The following is a 19,097-nucleotide window of genomic DNA, read 5'->3' on the forward strand; positions in this document are numbered from 1 at the left end:
CCTGATCTTATCGAAGATTGTCCTTCGGGCCACTTATTGATTTGCAGACGGCGGGCAATCATGAGGTCTCAAGCGTTTTCACCCAGGAGCCAGACCATGTCCCAGTCACCACGCCGTGCGTTGATCGTCATCGATGTGCAGAACGAATACGTCACGGGCAACCTGCTGATCGAATACCCGCCGGTGAGTGAGTCGCTGGCCAATATCGGCAGGGCCATCGATGCGGCGAACGCCGCGGGGATTCCGGTGGTGGTCGTGCAAAACGACAGTCCGGTGGGGTCGTCGCTGTTCGCGATCGGCTCGCCGGGCTGGGAGTTGCATGCGGTGGTCGGTTCACGGCCACACGATCATCTTATCCACAAAACATTGCCCAGTGCCTTTGCCGGAACCGACCTGGCGCAATGGCTGGAGGCGCGCCGGATCGACACCCTGAGCGTGGTGGGTTACATGACCCACAACTGCGATGCCTCGACGATCTTCGAAGCCACCCATCGGGGCCTGGCGGTCGAGTTTCTCAGCGATGCCACCGGCTCCCTGCCGTATGCCAATGAGGCGGGGCAGGCCAGTGCCGAGGAGATCCACCGGGTCTTCAGCGTGGTCTTCCATTCGCGCTTTGCCGCCGTGGTCAGCACCGCGCGTTGGCAGTCCGCTGTGGAGGAGGGCGTGGCCTTGCCCCGCTCTTCGATCCTGGCTTCCAATCAACAGGCGCTGCAACGCTCATGACCATTATCCGTAGCCGTGACTTTACCGGCAGCCGTCCCTGGGCGGCGCTGGATATCGCCAGCATGAATGGCATCGGTACCCGTTTGCACTGGACCGACCAGCCCTATATCTGGCACATCAATGACGGGCAGGAGGTGTTTGTGGTGCTCGATGGTCGGGTGCGCATGCGTTATCGCAAGGGCGGGATCGAGCAGGCCGTGGTGCTGGAAGTCGGCGACATCTTCTACGCTGAAATCGGCTGTGAGCACCTGGCCGAACCCCTGGGAGAAGCGCGGGTGCTGGTGATCGAAGCCGAGGGCAGTTGCTGACGCTTATCTATAAAACAGATAACAGTTAGAGAAAATACCCGTTATATGGATATTCGATACGGTTCTATGATGACTGCAACCTCACCCGAGGACAGGAGTCAGTCATGCAAACATGTCCCAATAGCGTCAACCCCGAAATCCCGTCGCGGCCCCGCCGTGAAGTCATTCGCCAGTTCACCCCCAACTGGTTCGCCGCCACCATGGGCACTGGTGTCCTGGCACTGGCCTTGGCCCAGTTGCCGATTGAAGTCCCGGGCCAGCGGGCTTTTGCCGAAGGCCTGTGGTTGTTCAATATCCTGCTGTTCGCCGTGTTCAGCCTGCTCTATGGGGCGCGCTGGGTGTTGTTCTTCCATGAAGCGCGGCGGATTTTCGGGCATTCCACGGTCTCGATGTTCTTCGGCACCATTCCCATGGGGCTGGCGACCATCATCAACGGTTTCCTGCTGTTTGGCGTGCCGCGCTGGGGCGACAGCGCGGTTCAGGTCGCCGAAGTGCTGTGGTGGATCGACGTGGCCATGTCCCTGGCCTGCGGCGTGCTGATTCCTTACCTGATGTTCACCCGCCAGGAGCACAGTATCGACCAGATGACGGCGGTCTGGCTGTTGCCGGTGGTGGCCGCGGAAGTGGCGGCGGCCAGTGGTGGCCTGCTGGCGCCGCACCTGCTCGATAGCCACCTGCAGTTCAACGTGTTGATCACCAGCTATGTGCTCTGGGCCTTCTCGGTGCCGGTGGCGTTCAGCATCCTGGTGATCCTGCTGTTGCGCATGGCGCTGCACAAACTGCCCCATGAAAGCATGGCGGCCTCGAGCTGGCTGGCCTTGGGCCCGATCGGTACCGGGGCGCTGGGCATGCTGTTGCTGGGGGCGGACTCGCCAGCGATTTTTGCCGCCAATGGCTTCGCCGGTATCGGTGAAATCGCCAGCGGGCTGGGCCTGGTCGCCGGGATCATCCTCTGGGGCTTTGGTCTGTGGTGGATGCTGATGGCGGTGCTGATCACCCTGCGTTATCTGCGCCGGGGTATCCCGTTCAATCTCGGCTGGTGGGGCTTCACCTTCCCGTTGGGTGTTTACTCCCTGGCGACGCTGAAGTTGGGCAGTACCTTGCACCTGGGCTTTTTCAGCGGCTTAGGCCTGGTGTTGGTGGCCTTGCTGGCGGTGCTGTGGCTGATTGTCGGTGCGCGGACCCTGCGCGGGGCCTACAAAGGCGAGCTTTTTGTTTCACCCTGCCTGGCAGGAATAGCGAAATAGTTGCCCGATATTAGGTAAGGTTGTGGCCCGGGGGCGGTGATCCGCCTTCCAACAAGAAAGCCGCTCTCGGCGCCACTCAGGTACAGGGAAGATGAGTCACCCCTCACAGTTCAATCTGCTGCGTACACGGCGCTTCCTGCCGTTCTTCGTGACGCAGTCCCTCGGCGCTTTCAACGACAACCTGTTCAAGCAGTCGTTGATCCTCGCCATCCTCTACAAGCTCGCCCTCACAGGGGATCGCGGCATCTGGGTCAACCTCTGTGCCTTGCTGTTCATCCTGCCGTTCTTCCTGTTCTCGGCCCTGGCCGGCCAGTTCGGCGAAAAGTTCGCCAAGGACGCGCTGATCCGGGTGATCAAGCTGGGTGAAATCGTCATCATGGCGGTAGGGGCCGTGGGCTTCGTGTTCGATCACCTGTCGCTGATGCTGCTGACGCTGTTCGCCATGGGCACGCACTCGGCGCTGTTCGGCCCGGTCAAATACTCGATCCTGCCCCAGGCCTTGCGCGAAGACGAACTGGTGGGCGGCAACGGCCTGGTGGAAATGGGTACCTTCCTGGCGATCCTGGCGGGAACCATCGGTGCCGGGATCATGATGTCTTCGGCGCACTACGCGCCGGTGGTTTCTACCGCCATCGTGCTGGTGGCAGTGCTCGGCTACCTGGCCAGTCGAGGTATTCCCCGGGCGGCGGCGGCGAGTCCGCAGTTGCGGCTGAACTGGAATATCTTCAGCCAGTCCTGGGCCACCTTGCGCCTGGGCCTGGGGCAGACGCCCGCGGTGTCGCGTTCGATCGTCGGCAACTCCTGGTTCTGGTTCGTCGGGGCGATCTACCTGACGCAGATCCCGGCATACGCCAAGGAGTGGCTGTATGGCGATGAAACCGTGGTGACACTGATCCTCACGGTGTTTTCTGTCGGTATCGCCGCCGGCTCCATGCTTTGCGAACGGTTGTCGGGGCGCAAGGTGGAAATCGGCCTGGTGCCCTTCGGTTCGTTCGGGCTGAGCCTGTTCGGCCTGATGTTGTGGTGGCATTCCGGACATCTGCCGCAGAACGTGCAGGCCAACGACTGGCTGACGCTGCTGGGTTTTCACCAGGCCTGGTGGGTGCTGGTGGATATCCTCGGGCTGGGTATCTTCGGCGGTTTCTACATCGTGCCGCTGTATGCCTTGATCCAGTCGCGTACCGCCGAGAACGAGCGGGCCCGGGTGATCGCCGCCAACAACATCCTCAACGCGCTGTTCATGGTGGTCTCGGCGATTGTCTCGATCCTGCTGCTGAGTGTGGCGAAGCTGTCGATTCCCGAGTTGTTCCTGGTGGTGTCGCTGATGAACATCGCGGTCAACACCTACATCTTCAAGATCGTGCCCGAGTTCAGCATGCGTTTCATGATCTGGCTGCTCAGCCATTCCATGTACCGCGTCGAGCACCGCAACCTGGAGTCGATTCCCGATGAGGGGGCGGCCCTGCTGGTCTGCAACCATGTGTCGTTTGTCGATGCGTTGCTGATTGGCGGGGCGGTGCGGCGACCGATTCGCTTCGTGATGTATTACAAGATCTACCGCTTGCCGGTGCTCAACTTCATCTTCCGCACGGCCGGGGCCATCCCGATTGCCGGGCGGGGTGAAGACCTGGAGATCTACGAGCGGGCGTTCAGGAAAATTGCCGAGTACCTGAAGGATGGCGAGTTGGTGTGCATCTTCCCCGAGGGCAAGCTGACCACCGATGGCGAGATCAACGAGTTCAAGGGTGGCATGACCCGGGTGCTGGAGGAAACCCCGGTACCGGTGATTCCGCTGGCGCTGCAAGGCTTGTGGGGCAGTTTCTTCAGCCGTGATCCGAGCAAGGGCCTGTTCCGCCGCCTGTGGTCGCGGGTGACCCTGGTGGCGGGGGCGCCGGTGCTGGCCGAGGTGGCGGTGCCGGCGCAACTGCGTGAGCAGGTGTTGCAGTTGCGGGGCATGGCGCGTCGATAGGCGATTGGGTCGAGGAGGGTCTCAGGCGGCTGAGACCTTCAGCCCGACCAACCCGGTAATGATCAAGGCAACACTCGCCAGGCGGAACAACGCCATGGACTCACCGAACAGGATGATCCCGGCGATCACCGTGCCCACCGCACCGACCCCGGTCCAGATCGCATAGGCGGTGCCCAGCGGCAATTCCTTCATGGCCAGGCCCAGCAGGCCGAGGCTGATGGCCATGGCCGCGACGGTGAGTGCGGTGGGGAGCGGGCGGCTGAAGCCGTCGGTGTACTTGAGGCCAACGGCCCAGCCGACTTCGAAGAGACCGGCGAAAAACAGAATGATCCAGGACATGAAGACCTCCATCTATGGATGGGGTCGTCCCCGGATGGATAATGCCTAAAGCCACAGGGTCGTCCCTGTGCTGCGCACTATAGTGCCCATGCTTGTCCCGATGATCAAGTTTCCTTCAGTTCAGGGCGCTGTCAGCGGCCTGTTCGCGGTCCTGCTTTTCACTCATGCGCCGGAACCAGGTCGAGAGCAGGGCTCCGGAAATATTGTGCCAGACACTGAACAACGCGCTGGGTACCGCCGCCAGTGGCGAGAAGTGCGCGCTGGCCAGGGCGGCGCCCAGCCCTGAGTTCTGCATGCCGACCTCCAGCGCCAGTGACTTGCGCTGGGCCAGTGGCAGCTTGAACAGGCGGCCGGTGAAGTAGCCCAGCAGGAAGCCGAAACTGTTGTGCAGCACCACCACGGCCATGATCAGCAGGCCGGATTCGGCGATCTTCGCCTGGCTGGCAGCGACCACGGCGGCGACGATGATCACGATGCTCACCACCGACACCAGCGGCAGGACTTCCACCGCATGCCGGACCCGCTCACCCAGCAGGCGTTGGGCGACGACCCCCAGCACAATCGGCAGCAACACCACCTGCAGGATCGACCAGAACAGCTCGGTGAACGACACCGGCAACCAGGCCGAGGCCAGCAGCCAGATCAGCGCGGGAGTCAGCAGCGGGGCGAGCAGGGTGGTGACGGCGGCGATGGCCACCGACAGCGCCAGGTCGCCCCGGGCCAGCCAGGTCATGACATTGGAGGCGGTGCCGCTCGGGCAGCAGCCGACCAGGATCACCCCGACGGCGATTTCCGCCGGCAGCTGGAAGGTCCGGCAGAGCAGCCAGGCGACGCCCGGCATGATAATGAAGTGGGCGACCACGCCCAGGGCCACGCGCCAGGGATGGCGGGCGACTTCGGCGAAGTCGTCGAGCTTCAGGGTCAGGCCCATGCCGAACATCACCAGCCCGAGGAGCGGCACGATGGCGATTTTCAGGGCGATGAACCAAGTGGGTTGGAGGAACGCCAGCACGGCGAAGATCAGCACCCAGTAGGCGAAGGTATTGCCGACGAAGCGGCTGAGCGTGGCCAGTGCGCGCATGGTGTTTTCCTTGTTATATAAGGTGTCAAGCGGATTTGCCCCAATGCGGGCCAGCCAGATAAATGGGATCTTGAGAGCGCCACGAAACCTGTAGGAGCCTGCTTGCTGCGGGCGGCGTTCCGACGATGAACCCAAGAGCGCCGCGTGGTTTCAGATACCCCGCGTTATCGTTGACGTCCATCGCCAGCAAGCTGGCTCCTACACAGGGACCGCGTTTGGTCCCTACCGCCCAGTCGGCATCAGATACCCTGCGGCATTTCCTCGCCACCCAGGGCGTCGAACAGCTGTGGCAGGAATTCGCCGAAGGTCAGCATCATCAAGGTGAAGCTGGCGTCCAACTGGCCCAGGGCTTCGTCGCCGCCGTCCTGTTCGGCCTGGTCCTGCAGCAGGTCCTCGAACTTCAGGCGCTTGACCACCATCTTGTCGTCGAGCACGAAGGCCAGTTTGTCCTGCCAGGCCAGGGACAGTTGGGTAACCACCTTGCCGGTGCTCAGGTGCAGCTGGATTTCCTCGCCGGTCAGGTCCTGGCGCTTGCAGCGCACGATGCCGCCGTCTTCATGGGTGTCACGCAGCTCGCATTCGTCGAGGACGAAGAAGTGCTCCGCGGCAGCCAGGGTCTTCACCCAGTCGGTCATGATCGCGCTTGGCGCGGTCTTCACGGTCAGCGGCCGCACCGGCAGGGTGCCGAGCACTTCACGCAAGGTCGACAGCAGGTCCTCGGCGCGTTTCGGGCTGGCCGAGTTGACCAGGATCAGGCCCTGTTTCGGCGCGATGGCGGCAAAGGTCGAGGAACGACGGATAAAGGCCCGGGGCAGGAACGCCTGGATGATTTCATCCTTGAGCTGGTCGCGCTCCTTCTTGTAGACCTTGCGCATCTGTTCGGCTTCGATCTCCTCGACCTTTTCCTTCAGCGCATCGCGCACCACGCTACCCGGCAGGATACGTTCCTCCTTGCGCGCGGCCACCAGCAGGAAGTCGCCGCTGACGTGAACCAGCGGTGCGTCCTCGCCTTTGCCGAAGGGCGCGACGAAACCGTAAGTGGTCAACTCCTGGCTTGCACAGGGGCGGGCCGGTTTGCTCGCCAGTGCGGTCTCCAGCGCCTCGGCATCAAAAGGCAGATCTTGGGTCAGGCGATAGATCAGCAGGTTCTTGAACCACATGGGGTGCATCTCTCCTTTATACAAAGGAGGGCATTATTCTCTTCACGGCCCCATAGGCCAACCCTCTGCTAAGTCTTTGGAAGGCCTGAGAAAAATATTAAAGAAAGTGCTTGCCAGAGTGTGGATCGCTCCGTAGAATGCGCGCCACACCGAAAGCGAAGGGTGATTAGCTCAGCCGGGAGAGCATCTGCCTTACAAGCAGAGGGTCGGCGGTTCGATCCCGTCATCACCCACCATTCGTGATCAGTGTTAAGCGCAGCGGTAGTTCAGTCGGTTAGAATACCGGCCTGTCACGCCGGGGGTCGCGGGTTCGAGTCCCGTCCGCTGCGCCATATTCGATGATCTGGACCACTGAACGCCAGGTCATCACAGAAAGCCCGCCTTGTGCGGGCTTTTTGCTGTGTGGGCATTGGAGAAATCCATGCGCTGAAAAAAAGATTATTTAAATCAGTGCGTTATGGATTTTTTGTGGCATAATGCGCCCGCACCGAAACGAAAGGGTGATTAGCTCAGCCGGGAGAGCATCTGCCTTACAAGCAGAGGGTCGGCGGTTCGATCCCGTCATCACCCACCATTCGCTTCAACGCTACGCGCAGCGGTAGTTCAGTCGGTTAGAATACCGGCCTGTCACGCCGGGGGTCGCGGGTTCGAGTCCCGTCCGCTGCGCCATATTCGATGATCTGGACCACTGAACGCCAGGTCATTACAGAAAGCCCGCCTTGTGCGGGCTTTTTGTCGTCTGCCGTTTTTATTGCTCGGCGTTGCGGCTGTGCCGGTAGTCGCTGACCGCGTCGTACACCGCCTTGCGCAACCGGTTGATGCCACCGATCGGCCGATGTGCCTCCAGCCCATGCCAGGGACTGAACGACTGGTTATCACAGGCGATGTTCTGTTCCAGCGTATCGAAATCCTGGGCCGGAATCCGAATCCGTGCCACGGTCTGGAATGGCGCGTCGCTCTCCTTCCACTCGATGCTGGTGTCTTCGATCGGCATGTACAGATGGGCGTTCTGCCGCTGGATCTGCAAGACGAAACAGGCCGGGACGCGATCCGTGGACAGCTGTTGGATCAGGGCGCTACGGAGGAAGTTCGGCAGTTCCTGCTGCTGTTCCGGCAGTGCATATTCCGGGCAGCTCTGGGGATCGGGGGCCACGCGGAACTTGGCGTTGTCATTGCCGAACTTGTAGGGCGAGACCGAGAAGTAGGTGGTCTGTGTCGGACTGTCCGGCGCCGGTGCCAAGGTCGCCAGGGCGATGAACAGATGGCGAACCTGCCAGGTGGTCGGGTTCCAGTTCGGGAAAAACGCCATCACCCGCTTGCCTTCCGCCTGGGCATCGATGTTCTGCTGGTACTCGGCGACATCGCTGACGAAGAAGTTCGGATGGCTGAACATCACGAAGTCCTGCTCGTTGCGCCCCTGTTGCCCCGGCAACAGTTGCTTGCCCGGGACGTCGAGCAGCTTGAGCGCCATGCCACGGGCGTCGCGAATACTGTCGAACTGCGGATAGGCGTTGCCATTGGACAGCCGTATCAACGCCTGCCAGGTCTTGCCCGGTTCGGCAAACACGCCCTGGCGCAGATCCGCGCTCAGGTCGGCGGGGACCTGGACTTCGGCCTTCACGCAGCCGTGGGCCTTGGCGTGGGCATCGCGCAGGTAGCGGGTGCTCTCGCGATGCCGGTCGACGACGCGTATGGCGGTCTGGATGATGGCCTGGGTCCTGGCCGATTCACCGGGTGGAATCTGTTCCTCGGCGGACACCGGGCCACTCTGGCGCCAGGCGTACCAGCCACTGGCCAGGGCCCACCCCACCAGCCCGAGGCCGATCAGGATCAGCAGGCTCTTGCCCAGAAAAGCACCGAGGCGTAGCCAGAGTCGGGTCAGCATGTAGGCTTCCTTTTGACGTGAGCACGAAGGGTGGGGGTCATGGCAGTTGCGCCTCCAGCGGGCCGCCCAATACCTTCAGGTATTCGAGCAGGGCCCAGCGTTCTTCGGGCTGCAACAGACGACCGATCACGCCATCGCCACGCTTGCCGGTGCGGAATTCGTGGCCGCTGTTGTGATTGCCGCTGATACGGGTGTCGTACAGGAAGCCATTGGGGAAGGCTTCCGGGCGATAACCCAGATGACGCGGATCGTATTCGAAGGTGCCGCGATAGAAGGTGCTGGGGCGTTCGTCCTGGGGCGAGAGCAGTTGATACAGCGAAGGCACCGAACCGTTGTGCAGGAACGGCGGGGTGGCCCACACGCCGGCCAGCGGCCGGGCCTTGTAGGCGCGTTGCTCGAGTACGCCGATGGGCAGGCCGAAGCCATCCATCGCCGGCTGCTCTTCAGGCGTGACCTTGGCTTCGCGATAGGCGCGCTCTTCGACGAAGGCGGTGACGTAGGCCAGGCCCTTGGCCACCGACAGTTGCGTCATGTCCAGCGGCTTGCCGGGCGTGGGGTGCAGATGGACCGGCAGTTTCGCCAGTTCCGCCGGGTCCCATTGCAGTGAGCTCAGGTCGTAACGATTGTCGGCGATGTTGTTGGCGGTATTGGGGTCGGTACCAATCGCCGCGAGCGCAATGGAGACCAGGTGTTTCACCGGGCGACCGTTCTCCGTGGTAACCGGGGGCACATGGCAGCCGGCGCAGTTTTCCGCGAACAGCCCGCGGCCCTTGGCGGCCAGCGCCAGGTCGACCTTGCCGAACAGGTCCTCCGGCCAACTGGGCGGCTGGAGGTGCTTGAGGGTTTCCTCGATTCGCTGCAGGTCGCGCACGCGCACGCCGGAAGGGTAGCGGTCCGCACCTTGCAGCGGCTGGCCGTTGGCGTTGAAGAGGTTCAGGGGCGCGCCGACCCCCAGTGCTTCGCCGATATTGCGCGCCATGGGCTGCTGGGCCGAGGCGGTCCACTGCACCCAGTCGAAGGTCCAGATATCCCAGAGCTGCGGGTAATCCACGGGGGCGTTGGCGACGCGGTAGTTCTTCTCGGAAAGGGCATCGCCGAAGCTGGCATTGGCGATTCGCCCGAAGGCGTCGGTGCGGCCCGGGCCTTCCTCGGTCGGATAGAGGCCGCGATGGGTATCGTTCCAGGCCACCCGCAGGAAGGTGTCCAGCGACTGCTTGAAGTCCGTGCGCAACTGGTCGTACTGGGCGTCATAGTGGTCACCCAGGACGTTGTGGGCAAAGCGCTTGAATTTCCAGGGGTTGTAATAAGTGGCGGCCAGGCTCGCCACCAGGGCCTGGCCGAAACTGCCGCCGCGCAGCGTCGGCACGCTGGAAGGCAGCACATGCTGGGCCGAGCCGCCGTCGATCCGCAATGCCTGGTCCTTGTAGCGCAGTTCGCCGGTATGGCAGGCCGCACAGGTGATATCCAGGTACTGCTCGTGGCTGCCGGGGTCCTGGTGACGGGCGAAACCCACCGGCAGGTTGCCGGGGTTGTTCGCGCTCGCCTTGCGCTGGGGGTCGATCAGGAAGCCGAAGCGCGCCAGATATTCGGGTTCGGCAAAGCGCTGTTCGGAAAACGGCAACTCCAGGGCGGTGAACCACTCATAGCGCAGGCCTTTGACCTGTGTGCCTTGCGGTGTGTAGTAGTAGGTCTGGCGGTCGGCTTCGCTCCATTGCTCCAGATAGCGCACCTGGGCCGGTACGTAAGCCGGTAGTTTCGGATTGACGACGTAGTACAGGAGCACCGCGATGCCGAGGCAAAGCAGGAGAATCGCTGCCAGTAATACACGGTAAAAAATGCGCAAGATCACTATCCTTGTCGAGTTGTTTCCTTGTTATGCCTGAGCCATTGCCTGGTATCAAGTGGCCATGATGGCCGTGACTACTGGCCCGTGGCGCCGCAGCCGGATCAGGACAGACGTAAGCAGACTGTCAGGGTTTTGTAAAATGCGCCAAACACCTGAACTTATTGGCGGTTTGAGCCTCTCATGCCGGTAGCCATTGGTCGTGGCGGCCTGATAAGCTCGCGGCTTTATACGATTGCCCTTTAGGCGCATGAACAAGGAAATAGCATGAAACAGCATCGGTTGGCGGCGGCGGTGGCCCTGGTTGGCCTGGTACTTGCGGGCTGCGACTCGCATTCCAGCGTAGAGCTGAAAACCCCGGCGCAAAAAGCTTCCTACGGCATCGGCCTGAACATGGGCAAGAGCCTGGCCCAGGAAGGCATGGATGATCTGGATTCCAAGGCCGTGGCCCAGGGCATCGAAGATGCCGTCGGCAAGAAGCCACAGAAGCTCAAGGACGACGAACTGGTCGAAGCCTTTGCCGCTCTGCAGAAACGTGCCGAAGAGCGCATGGCCAAGCTGAGCGAAGAGTCGGCGGCTGCCGGCAAGAAATTCCTCGAGGAAAACGCCAAGAAGCCAGGTGTCGTGACCACCGCTTCGGGCCTGCAGTATGAAGTCATCAAGAAAGCCGATGGTCCTCAGCCCAAGCCGACCGACGTGGTGACCGTTCACTACACCGGCAAGCTGACCAACGGCACCACCTTCGACAGCTCCGTGGATCGCGGCAGCCCCATCGACCTGCCGGTCAGCGGTGTGATTCCAGGTTGGGTCGAAGGCCTGCAACTGATGCACGTCGGCGAGAAGTACAAGCTGTACATCCCGAGCGACCTGGCCTACGGCGCACAAAGCCCAAGCCCGGCGATCCCGGCCAACTCGGTTCTGGTCTTCGACCTGGAACTGCTGGCCATCAAGGATCAGGCCAAGGAAGGCGCCGCCAAGTAAGGCGCGCCCTCAGCACAACGCCCCGTTATCGGGGCGTTGTCGTTTCTGGGGGTTGTAAGCTGTAAGAAAACGAACATCTACAGGCAGGTATAGTCTTAACATTCGGCTAATCGGCCTAATCGTAGACTGATGCCAAGTCAATGAAATAATGGCTTTTTTTCAGTGAGTAAAAAACGCCCGATCTGAGTTGGGCCCTTGTAAAGCGGGGCTTTCAGCGTTGAAAAGTGGCTCTGTTCACAAGGTTATCCACAAGATGTGTGGATAACCTCGCACGGCTTTTCAGTGAAGAGAGGGGGAGTGGAGTGATCATGAAAGCACCCTGGAGTTTCGTCCGCTTCCTGCCCTTGGCGCAACGGCTGTTGCTGCGTGGCCGCCTGCCGGCGCTGTTGTTCGCCGTGGCGAGCAAAAGCGCCCTTCAAGGCGCCCGGCTGGGCAAGCTCAAGGAGGACCTGAGACTGCTGCAGGTCCTGTGCCTGGCCTACTGGCGCGGTGAGTACCGGGATATCAGCGTCAAGTCGATGATCATCGTGGTGGCCGGCCTGATGTACTTCCTCAGTCCGCTCGACGCCATCCCCGATTTCATCCCGGTGTTCGGCATGCTTGACGACATCGCGGTATTGGCCTGGGTGATGAATACCCTGGACCAGGAACTGAGTGCTTTCCGGCTCTGGCTCGAACGCCAGGCGCCGGAACGGCTGCGGGCGATCGAGCAACTGCCGGATACGCCCGGGCAGTTGCAACTGCAACGTCACGAAAAGGACTGAAGCCGATCCGTTCCCTTGAAGAACAACACACTAGCGACCTTGGCGGCTGTTAAGATTAAGCTACAAGGAAAGCGCCGACTTGCTATGTGTAAAAGTCCTACGGGGTGTGGTAATGGATCTTCAAATAATTACACGTGACGGCGAACCGGAATATGCGGTTCTGCCTTGGGCTCAGTATCAATCGTTACTCAAGGCTGCCGGTTTGAGCAGCCCGCAACCTTCGCAATCTCCCCCTGCCAACCCGGCGCCAGCGGCGGATGCCTTGCCGGCGTTCGAGCAGCTGCGCAGCCTGCGCGAAGCCAAGGGCCTGGCGGTCGAGACCCTGGCGCGTACGGTGGGTATCAGCCCTTCGTACCTGGGGCTGATCGAAAGCGGTGAGCGCGAGCCTGATGCTGCGATTCGTCGCAGCCTGGCCTGGGAATTGGGTGTGGCCGGCTGGAGGGACGCATCGTGAGCGTACGCATCAGTCGTCAGCACTGGGACGGACTGCTGGGCGAGCTCGACCAGGCGCGTCGCCAGCGTCATCTGTTGACCTATCGCGCCTTGCTGGAGCGCTTGCAGTTGCCCAGCCCGGCCATGCAAACCCTGACGGCGGCGCTGGAGCACCTGGCGGCCCTGGATGCCAAGGCCGAACAGCCGCTGCGCAGCTCCCTGGTGATCAGCCAGGGCGCGAGCCGCTTGCCGCGTACCGGTTTCTTCGAGTGTGTCGAGCGTCTGGGGCGCTTTTCCGGCCCGTCCGACGGCGTGGCGGCGGCGTCCTGGCATGCGTCCGAAGTGGTGCGGGTGTTCGAGTACGATTACCCGGAGTCGGCCGAGGCCTGACACGCCCCAATGCCGTTTGTAGGAGCAGCCGGTCGACGCTCCTACAATGGTTGTTCAGGCGAAGTGACTGCACAGCAGTCGATCACGTGAATGCTGTGGCCCGGCACATTCTTGGCGTGGTGCTTGGCCTGGGAGGCCAGCTCCGCCAGCTGCGCGGGGTCCAGCAGCGTGCAGGACTGCGGCTTCAGATGCACCACGCCGATGGACAGGGACAACAGCGGGAACTCCTGGCGCTGGCCCTGCCGATTCGAGGCGATGAAGCAGCCGGCCTCCAGGTGCTCGGCGCGGTAGAAGCGCCGGCTCTGGCTCTGGAAATCCTCCAGCAACTGATTCAGGCGCTTGCGCCAATCCTCCTCGCCCAGCACCAGCAGGAAGTCGTCGCCGCCGATATGGCCGACGAAATCCCGGCTCGGGTCGACGCGATCGTTCAGGCATTGCGCCAGGCACAGCAGGACTTCATCCCCACGACCGTAGCCATAGATATCGTTGAACGGCTTGAAACTGTCGATATCCACGTAGCAGATCACCGACTCCCGGGCCTGTTGCAACAGCCGTGTCAGGCATTGCTGGATCGGCACGTTGCCCGGCAGCAGGGTGAGCGGATTGGCATAGCGGGCTTGCTGGATCTTCAGTTCGGTAATCAGTTTCAACACATCGATGACCCGCCCCAGCCCCAGATACCGGCCTTGGTGGGTAATGATGAAATCTTCCTCGATACGCTGCCGGGCCCGGCTGGTGATCAAGCGGCTGACCTGCTGCAGGGACTGGCTCGACTCCACCGCCAGGAAGTCCTCGCTCATCAGCCGGCTGATGGGCTTGCGGGCGAACAGGTCGGTGGCAAAGGGCTTGAGCAGCACGTCCGAGAGCGAATGCCGGTGCACGATGCCGCACGGGTGGCCATGCTCGTCCAGGACGGCCAGGGAGTTGAGGTTGGCCTGGCGGCGGAAGGCTTCCAGCACGTTCGCCGTGGGGGTATCCAGGGCCACCGCCGGTTGCTCGTTGAGCAGGGCGCCGAGGTCGCTGCCTTCCTCGCTGAGGGCCATCGGAGTGGCCTCGAGCTTGGGCAGGAGCGCGCGGGCTTCCTGCGGCGGATGTTCCTGGGGACGGCAGAGCAGATAGCCCTGGACCAGGTCGACGCCCATCTCGGTGAGCACCGCCAGTTCCTCCGGCAGCTCGATGCCCTCTGCGATCACCAGGGCCCGGGAGGCCTTGGCGATCTGCAGGATGGAACCGACGAATTCGCGCTTGAGGGCATCCTGGTGGATACCGTCGATAAAGTGCCGGTCGATCTTCACATAGTCCGGGCGCAGCTCCGACCACAGGCGCAAGCTCGAATAGCCGGCCCCGAGATCGTCCAGGGCGATGGAAAAGCCCATGGCGCGATAGTGGTGCAAGGCGTTTTGCAGCAGCTGGAAATCGTCGGTGGGGGTCTGTTCGGTGAGTTCGATCACCACGTTGCTGGGATCGATGCCGAAGTCCTGCAGCAGCTGCAATGTGCGGCCCGGCTGATGGGTCGGCTCCAGCAAGGATTCCGGAGAGACGTTGAGAAAGAGTTTGCCCGGCAGTTTCTGTTCGCTGAAACGTCGGCAGGCGCTGAGGCGGCAGAGCATTTCCAGCTCGCTGAGGCGACCGGCCTGGCGGGCCACGGCGAACAGGCTGATAGGCGAGTGCAGCGGACTGTTGGACGGTCCCCGACTGAGTGCCTCATAGCCGAGGATCCGTCGTTCGGACAGTGAGATGATCGGTTGGAACAGGCTGTGCAGACCATTCTGAGCCAGGATTGAACTCAAGGCGTTCAGCTGTTCGGTCATGGTCATGGCTGTCTCGATCGATAAAAAAAGGACCGGGCATGGCCCTTTCTACAAGAGCAATGCCCAGTCCTTTATTTCACGACAGAATGATGACTATTTGATGACGCTCAGAAGCAGCTTCACATTAAATTGCCATCATCTGTCAATGTTTCGCGATTGCCGTGTTCAGACGCAGGTAGTCCAGCAGGATACGCCCGGTCTCACTCAGGTAGGCGTCGTCTTCGGGCTTGATCTTCTTGTCCGGATCCACCGGCGCGGCGTCGTCGTCTTCCTTCTTCAGTTCCTTGAGCGGCTCTTCGCCCTTGGCCTTGCGACGGGCGTTCTCCATGACCAGCTGCTTGGCGTCGATATCGGTGCGCTGGGCACGACGCTCGGTCTCGTTCAGGCTCACGGTTTTTTCCTTGAGCAGCTTCTCGGCCAGGGCCAGCTTGTCGCGAATGAAGATGAACTCCGCATCCTTCGACGCACGCGCCTCGTGGTCAGCCTTGAGCTGGGCCAGGAACGGCTTGAACGGATCCACCGGCGGCTTGATCGAAGGACGAATGGTGTCCCACGGCATGGCTTCCGGCAGCGCGCTCTCGCCGATTTCCTTGGTGTCGATGATCGACGGGAAATCCACGTCCGGCAGCACGCCCTGGTGCTGGGTGCTCTGCCCGGAAACCCGGTAGAACTTCGCCAGGGTCAGCTTCAGCTCGCCATGGTTGAGCGGCTGGATGGTCTGCACGGTGCCTTTGCCGAAGGTCTGGCCGCCGATGATCAGGGCCCGGTGGTAGTCCTGCATGGCGCCGGCGAAGATCTCCGAAGCCGAGGCGGACAAGCGGTTGACCAGCAGCGCCATCGGACCTTTGTAGAAGGCACCGGGGCTTTCGTCTTCGAGGACGTCGACCTTGCCTTCGGCGTTACGCACCAGCACGGTCGGGCCCTTGTCGATGAACAGGCTGGTCAGTTCGGTGGCTTCCTGCAGGGAACCGCCGCCGTTGTTGCGCAGGTCGATGACCACGCCGTCTACACCTTCCTTCTGCAACTCGCCCAGCAGTTTCTTGACGTCGCGGGTGGTGCTCTTGTAGTCCGGATCGCCGGCACGGAAGGCCTTGAAGTCCAGGTAGAAGGCCGGGATATCGATGACCCCCAGCTTGTAGTCCTTGCCGTCCTGCTTGAGGTGCAGGATCGACTTGCTGGCCGCCTGGTCTTCCAGTTTCACCGATTCACGGGTGATGGACACGATCTTGCTGGTCTGGTCGTTCGGCGCATTGCTCGCCGGAATCACTTCCAGGCGCACCACCGAGCCTTTCGGACCGCGGATCAGCTTGACCACTTCGTCCAGGCGCCAACCGACCACGTCGACCATTTCCTTGTCGCCCTGGGCGACACCGATGATCTTGTCGGCCGGGGCCACCTGCTTGGTCTTGTCGGCCGGGCCCGACGGCACCAGGCGCACGACCTTGACCTGGTCGTTGTCGCTCTGCAACACGGCGCCAATGCCTTCCAGGGACAGGCTCATGTTGATGTCGAAGTTTTCCGCGCTATCGGGTGACAGATAGTTGGTGTGCGGGTCGTAGGACATCGCAAAGGTATTGATGTAGGCCTGGAAGATATCTTCGGAACGGGTCTGGTCCAGGCGTGCCAACTGATTCTTGTAGCGCTTGGTCAGCAGGTCCTGGATCGCCTTGGGTTCCTTGCCGGCGATTTTCAGGCGCAGCACTTCGTCCTTGACGCGTTTGCGCCACAGGTCGTCGAGTTCGGCCGTGGTCTTCAGCCACGGGGCGTCCTTGCGATCGATCAGCAAGGATTCCTGGCTGGTGAAGTCCATCTTGTCGACGCCCTTGTTCAGCTCGGCAAGGGTGAAGTCCAGACGCGATTTGACCCGGTCCAGGTAGCGCTTGTAGATGGTGAACCCGGCGTTCAGGTCGCCGCTCTTGAGGAAATCGTCAAAGTGGGTTTTCCACTTGTCGAATTCGGCGATGTCACTGGCCAGGAAATAACTGCGCGACGGGTCGAGCAGCTTGAGGTAGCTGTCGTAGATGATCACCGAGCGCGCGTCGTCCAGCGGCGGCTTGCTGTAGTGATTACGCTTGAGCAACTCGACGACGTTCAGGCTGGCAATCACCTCGTCGCGGTCGGGCTGAAGATTGTCCCAGCTATTGGCTGCGAACGTATTGGCCGACTGCGCGCATAAGCCAAGGCCAATGAAAAGAGCAAGTGCTGTGCTGGGGAACAGATGCTTCATGCTGAGTCGACGCGGGGGCAATTGATAACGCATATTAGGCCGTCTTTAAAGTCGCCGGTTCCGCGGGAATGTGTACCAAAAACTGCGTTTGCGAGTTTTCGTACGACCCTCGGTCCGGTCGCATAATGCAAAAAGCCCGGTGCTACAGCTTCGGGCTCAGTCCAGACTCACTATGGAGGCACTGTGAAAGCATTGCAAGGCGTTGAAGGTCAAGTGGAGTGGGTTGAAGAGCCGAGTCCGACGTGCGACGTGGGACAGGTTCGGATCCGGGTGGCGGCCGCGGGGCTCAATCGCGCCGATCTGTTGCAGAAAGCCGGGCTGTATCCGCCGCCGCCCGGGGCCAGCCAGGTGCTGGGCCTGGAGTGCTCCGGGGTGATCAGCGAAGTCGGGCCGGGAGCGTCCTGGCAGGTCGGCGACCGTGTCTGCGCACTGCTGGCCGGCGGCGGCATGGCCGAGGAAGTGGTGGTCGACGGACGGCATGTGTTGCCGGTGCCGGAGGGCCTGAGCCTGGTCGAAGCGGCCGCGCTGCCTGAGGTCTACGCCACGGCCTGGTTGAATCTGTTCCAGTTGGCGGGGCTCAAGCCGGGTGAAAAAGTGCTGTTGCATGCCGGTGCCAGTGGTGTCGGTTCGGCGGCGATCCAGCTGTGCAAGGCCTTCGGCAACCCCTGCTGGGTCAGTGTCGGTTCGGCGGATCGCTTGGCCTATTGCGAGGCCCTGGGCGCCCAGGGCGGTGCGGTGCGGGGCGACGATATCGAGGGCCTGAGCGACTTCGCCCCCTTCGATGTGATCCTCGATCCGGTCGGTGCGAACTACGCGGCGCTGAACGTGAAACTTTTGTCAGCTGACGGACGGTGGGTGCTGATCGGCCTGATGGGCGGTCGGGAAACCCAACTGGACCTGGCGAAGATCCTCGCCAAGCGGATCCAGTTGCTGGGCTCGACGTTGCGCAGTCGCAGCGATCAGTTCAAGGCCGATCTGTTGCGTGACCTGGGTGAGCATGTCTGGCCGTTGTTTGCCGAGAAGCGCCTGAGCCCGCAGTTGGCCAAGGCCTTCCCGATCCGGGATGCCGAGACGGCGTTCGAGACGCTGGCGAGCAATCAGGTGGCGGGGAAGCTGGTGTTGGTGATCGACGAGACGCTGGGATAGTCCTCGCTGCAGGAGCGTCGCTTGCTGGCGACGCTTTCAGGGATCTGGGGCTCTGCGTCGGAACGCCGCCCGGACCAGGTCCCGCTCCTGCCGTTCGCGTTGTGATTACTGCCAGTGATGAACCGGCCAGCCGGCCTTTTCCGCCTGCTCGCGCAGCAGCGGATCGGGGTTCACCACATGCGGGTGGTCCACCTTGCGCAACAACGGCAGGTCGTTGCGCGAGTCCGAGTAGAAACTCGCGCCTTCCAGGTTCTCGCCTTCGGCATCCAGCCACTCCAGCAACCGCACGATCTTGCCTTCGCGGTAGGTGAGGGTGCCGACGGTGTGGCCGGTATAGACGCCGTGCAGCACTTCCAGGTCGATGCCCAGCACTTCGTCGACGCCCACGCGCTCGGCAATCGCCTTGACCAGGTGAATGCCGGACGCCGAGATCACCAGGATCCGGTCACCCGCCGCGCGGTGGGCGGCGATGGCCTTGCACGCGTCGCTGTAGATCAGCGGCTCGATCACATCCTCGACCCAGGGCGCCACCAGGTGGGCGATTTCCTCCGGGGTGCGTCCGGCCATCGGCTCCAGGCTGAACAGCATGTAGTCTTCCATGGCCAGTTCGCCCCTGCCGTAGGCGTCCATCAGCTCGTTGTTGCGCTGCATGAACGACTCCGGGTCGACCCATCCCAGGCGCCCCATCTGCTCGCTCCAGAGGGTGGCGCAGTCGCCGTGGATCAGGGTTTCGTCCAGATCAAAAATTGCCAGGGCCATCAGTACCGCTCTCTCTTCAAACGTGCCAAGGA

Annotated in this window: 17 protein-coding genes and 4 tRNA genes; 13 read left to right on the forward strand and 8 right to left on the reverse strand. The window is 62.0% G+C overall.

Going from position 1 to position 19,097, the window contains the following annotated elements:
- Nucleotides 1–96: 96 nt before the first annotated feature.
- The 4 genes from NUH87_RS24625 to NUH87_RS24640 all read left to right on the forward strand — a co-directional run bounded on the left by NUH87_RS24625 (nucleotide 97) and on the right by NUH87_RS24640 (nucleotide 4,247).
- Nucleotides 97–723 carry a cysteine hydrolase family protein gene (locus NUH87_RS24625; protein WP_338523042.1) on the forward strand — a complete coding sequence of 209 codons (627 nt, stop codon included), beginning with the start codon at nucleotides 97–99 and terminating at the stop codon, nucleotides 721–723.
- Nucleotides 720–1,031 carry a cupin domain-containing protein gene (locus tag NUH87_RS24630; protein WP_338523043.1) on the forward strand — a complete coding sequence of 104 codons (312 nt, stop codon included), beginning with the start codon at nucleotides 720–722 and terminating at the stop codon, nucleotides 1,029–1,031. The genes NUH87_RS24625 and NUH87_RS24630 overlap by 4 nt, the downstream gene beginning before the upstream one ends.
- A gap of 104 nt (nucleotides 1,032–1,135) precedes the next feature.
- The gene (locus NUH87_RS24635; RefSeq protein WP_338523044.1) at nucleotides 1,136–2,278 is read left to right on the forward strand and encodes a TDT family transporter; all 1,143 of its coding nucleotides are present in this window, start codon (nucleotides 1,136–1,138) and stop codon (nucleotides 2,276–2,278) included.
- Between the two features lie 91 nt (nucleotides 2,279–2,369).
- Entirely contained in the window at nucleotides 2,370–4,247 is a 1,878-nt protein-coding gene (locus NUH87_RS24640) for an MFS transporter (protein WP_338523045.1), read from the forward strand.
- Between the two features lie 21 nt (nucleotides 4,248–4,268).
- On the opposite strand, the gene sugE is transcribed toward NUH87_RS24640, so the two are convergent.
- From sugE to rdgC, 3 genes are all read right to left on the reverse strand, one after another.
- Nucleotides 4,269–4,586, reverse strand: a complete 318-nt coding sequence (gene sugE / locus NUH87_RS24645; protein WP_040070173.1) for a quaternary ammonium compound efflux SMR transporter SugE — start codon at nucleotides 4,584–4,586, stop codon at nucleotides 4,269–4,271.
- Between the two features lie 115 nt (nucleotides 4,587–4,701).
- Entirely contained in the window at nucleotides 4,702–5,667 is a 966-nt protein-coding gene (locus NUH87_RS24650) for a bile acid:sodium symporter family protein (RefSeq protein ID WP_338523046.1), read from the reverse strand.
- Between the two features lie 239 nt (nucleotides 5,668–5,906).
- Nucleotides 5,907–6,827, reverse strand: coding sequence for a recombination-associated protein RdgC (rdgC, locus tag NUH87_RS24655; protein WP_040070175.1), 921 nt, complete (start codon nucleotides 6,825–6,827; stop codon nucleotides 5,907–5,909).
- 160 nt (nucleotides 6,828–6,987) lie between these two features.
- On the opposite strand from rdgC, the gene NUH87_RS24660 reads away from it, so the two are divergent.
- From NUH87_RS24660 to NUH87_RS24675, 4 genes are all read left to right on the forward strand, one after another.
- Nucleotides 6,988–7,063, forward strand: a tRNA-Val gene (locus NUH87_RS24660).
- A 19-nt stretch (nucleotides 7,064–7,082) separates the two neighbouring features.
- A tRNA-Asp gene (locus NUH87_RS24665) sits at nucleotides 7,083–7,159 on the forward strand.
- Between the two features lie 166 nt (nucleotides 7,160–7,325).
- Nucleotides 7,326–7,401: transfer RNA gene (locus NUH87_RS24670), tRNA-Val, on the forward strand.
- A gap of 18 nt (nucleotides 7,402–7,419) precedes the next feature.
- Nucleotides 7,420–7,496 (forward strand) — tRNA-Asp (locus NUH87_RS24675).
- Between the two features lie 79 nt (nucleotides 7,497–7,575).
- Here NUH87_RS24675 and NUH87_RS24680 read toward each other — a convergent pair.
- Together NUH87_RS24680 and NUH87_RS24685 are read right to left on the reverse strand one after the other, a co-directional pair.
- Nucleotides 7,576–8,712: a catalase family protein gene (locus tag NUH87_RS24680; RefSeq protein WP_338523047.1), complete on the reverse strand. Its 1,137-nt coding sequence runs from the start codon at nucleotides 8,710–8,712 to the stop codon at nucleotides 7,576–7,578.
- A 37-nt stretch (nucleotides 8,713–8,749) separates the two neighbouring features.
- On the reverse strand, nucleotides 8,750–10,555 hold the full coding sequence (locus tag NUH87_RS24685; protein WP_338523048.1) for a di-heme-cytochrome C peroxidase: 1,806 nt from the start codon (nucleotides 10,553–10,555) through the stop codon (nucleotides 8,750–8,752).
- A gap of 267 nt (nucleotides 10,556–10,822) precedes the next feature.
- Here NUH87_RS24685 and NUH87_RS24690 point away from each other — a divergent pair, with 267 nt between their 5' ends.
- The 4 genes from NUH87_RS24690 to NUH87_RS24705 all read left to right on the forward strand — a co-directional run bounded on the left by NUH87_RS24690 (nucleotide 10,823) and on the right by NUH87_RS24705 (nucleotide 13,122).
- Nucleotides 10,823–11,536 carry an FKBP-type peptidyl-prolyl cis-trans isomerase gene (locus NUH87_RS24690; RefSeq protein WP_040065233.1) on the forward strand — a complete coding sequence of 238 codons (714 nt, stop codon included), beginning with the start codon at nucleotides 10,823–10,825 and terminating at the stop codon, nucleotides 11,534–11,536.
- 308 nt (nucleotides 11,537–11,844) lie between these two features.
- Nucleotides 11,845–12,300 (forward strand): YkvA family protein, encoded by a 456-nt coding sequence (locus tag NUH87_RS24695; RefSeq protein ID WP_338523049.1) that lies wholly within the window; start codon nucleotides 11,845–11,847, stop codon nucleotides 12,298–12,300.
- 112 nt (nucleotides 12,301–12,412) lie between these two features.
- Entirely contained in the window at nucleotides 12,413–12,754 is a 342-nt protein-coding gene (locus NUH87_RS24700) for a helix-turn-helix transcriptional regulator (protein WP_338523051.1), read from the forward strand.
- Nucleotides 12,751–13,122, forward strand: coding sequence for a hypothetical protein (locus tag NUH87_RS24705; protein ID WP_040065236.1), 372 nt, complete (start codon nucleotides 12,751–12,753; stop codon nucleotides 13,120–13,122). The genes NUH87_RS24700 and NUH87_RS24705 overlap by 4 nt, the downstream gene beginning before the upstream one ends.
- 41 nt (nucleotides 13,123–13,163) lie before the next feature.
- Here the strand turns inward: NUH87_RS24705 and NUH87_RS24710 are convergent, their stop codons facing one another.
- Nucleotides 13,164–14,939, reverse strand: coding sequence for a bifunctional diguanylate cyclase/phosphodiesterase (locus tag NUH87_RS24710; RefSeq protein WP_338523052.1), 1,776 nt, complete (start codon nucleotides 14,937–14,939; stop codon nucleotides 13,164–13,166).
- 136 nt (nucleotides 14,940–15,075) lie between these two features.
- Nucleotides 15,076–17,160, reverse strand: coding sequence for a carboxy terminal-processing peptidase (locus NUH87_RS24715; protein ID WP_338523053.1), 2,085 nt, complete (start codon nucleotides 17,158–17,160; stop codon nucleotides 15,076–15,078).
- Between the two features lie 183 nt (nucleotides 17,161–17,343).
- Here NUH87_RS24715 and NUH87_RS24720 point away from each other — a divergent pair, with 183 nt between their 5' ends.
- Nucleotides 17,344–18,306, forward strand: a complete 963-nt coding sequence (locus tag NUH87_RS24720) for a zinc-binding dehydrogenase (RefSeq protein ID WP_040065241.1) — start codon at nucleotides 17,344–17,346, stop codon at nucleotides 18,304–18,306.
- A gap of 105 nt (nucleotides 18,307–18,411) precedes the next feature.
- Here NUH87_RS24720 and NUH87_RS24725 read toward each other — a convergent pair whose 3' ends face one another.
- Nucleotides 18,412–19,065 (reverse strand): HAD family hydrolase, encoded by a 654-nt coding sequence (locus NUH87_RS24725; protein ID WP_040065243.1) that lies wholly within the window; start codon nucleotides 19,063–19,065, stop codon nucleotides 18,412–18,414.
- Between the last annotated feature and the right edge of the window lie 32 nt (nucleotides 19,066–19,097).

It is taken from the genome of Pseudomonas batumici, assembly GCF_036585405.1.
Lineage (GTDB): Bacteria > Pseudomonadota > Gammaproteobacteria > Pseudomonadales > Pseudomonadaceae > Aquipseudomonas > Aquipseudomonas batumici.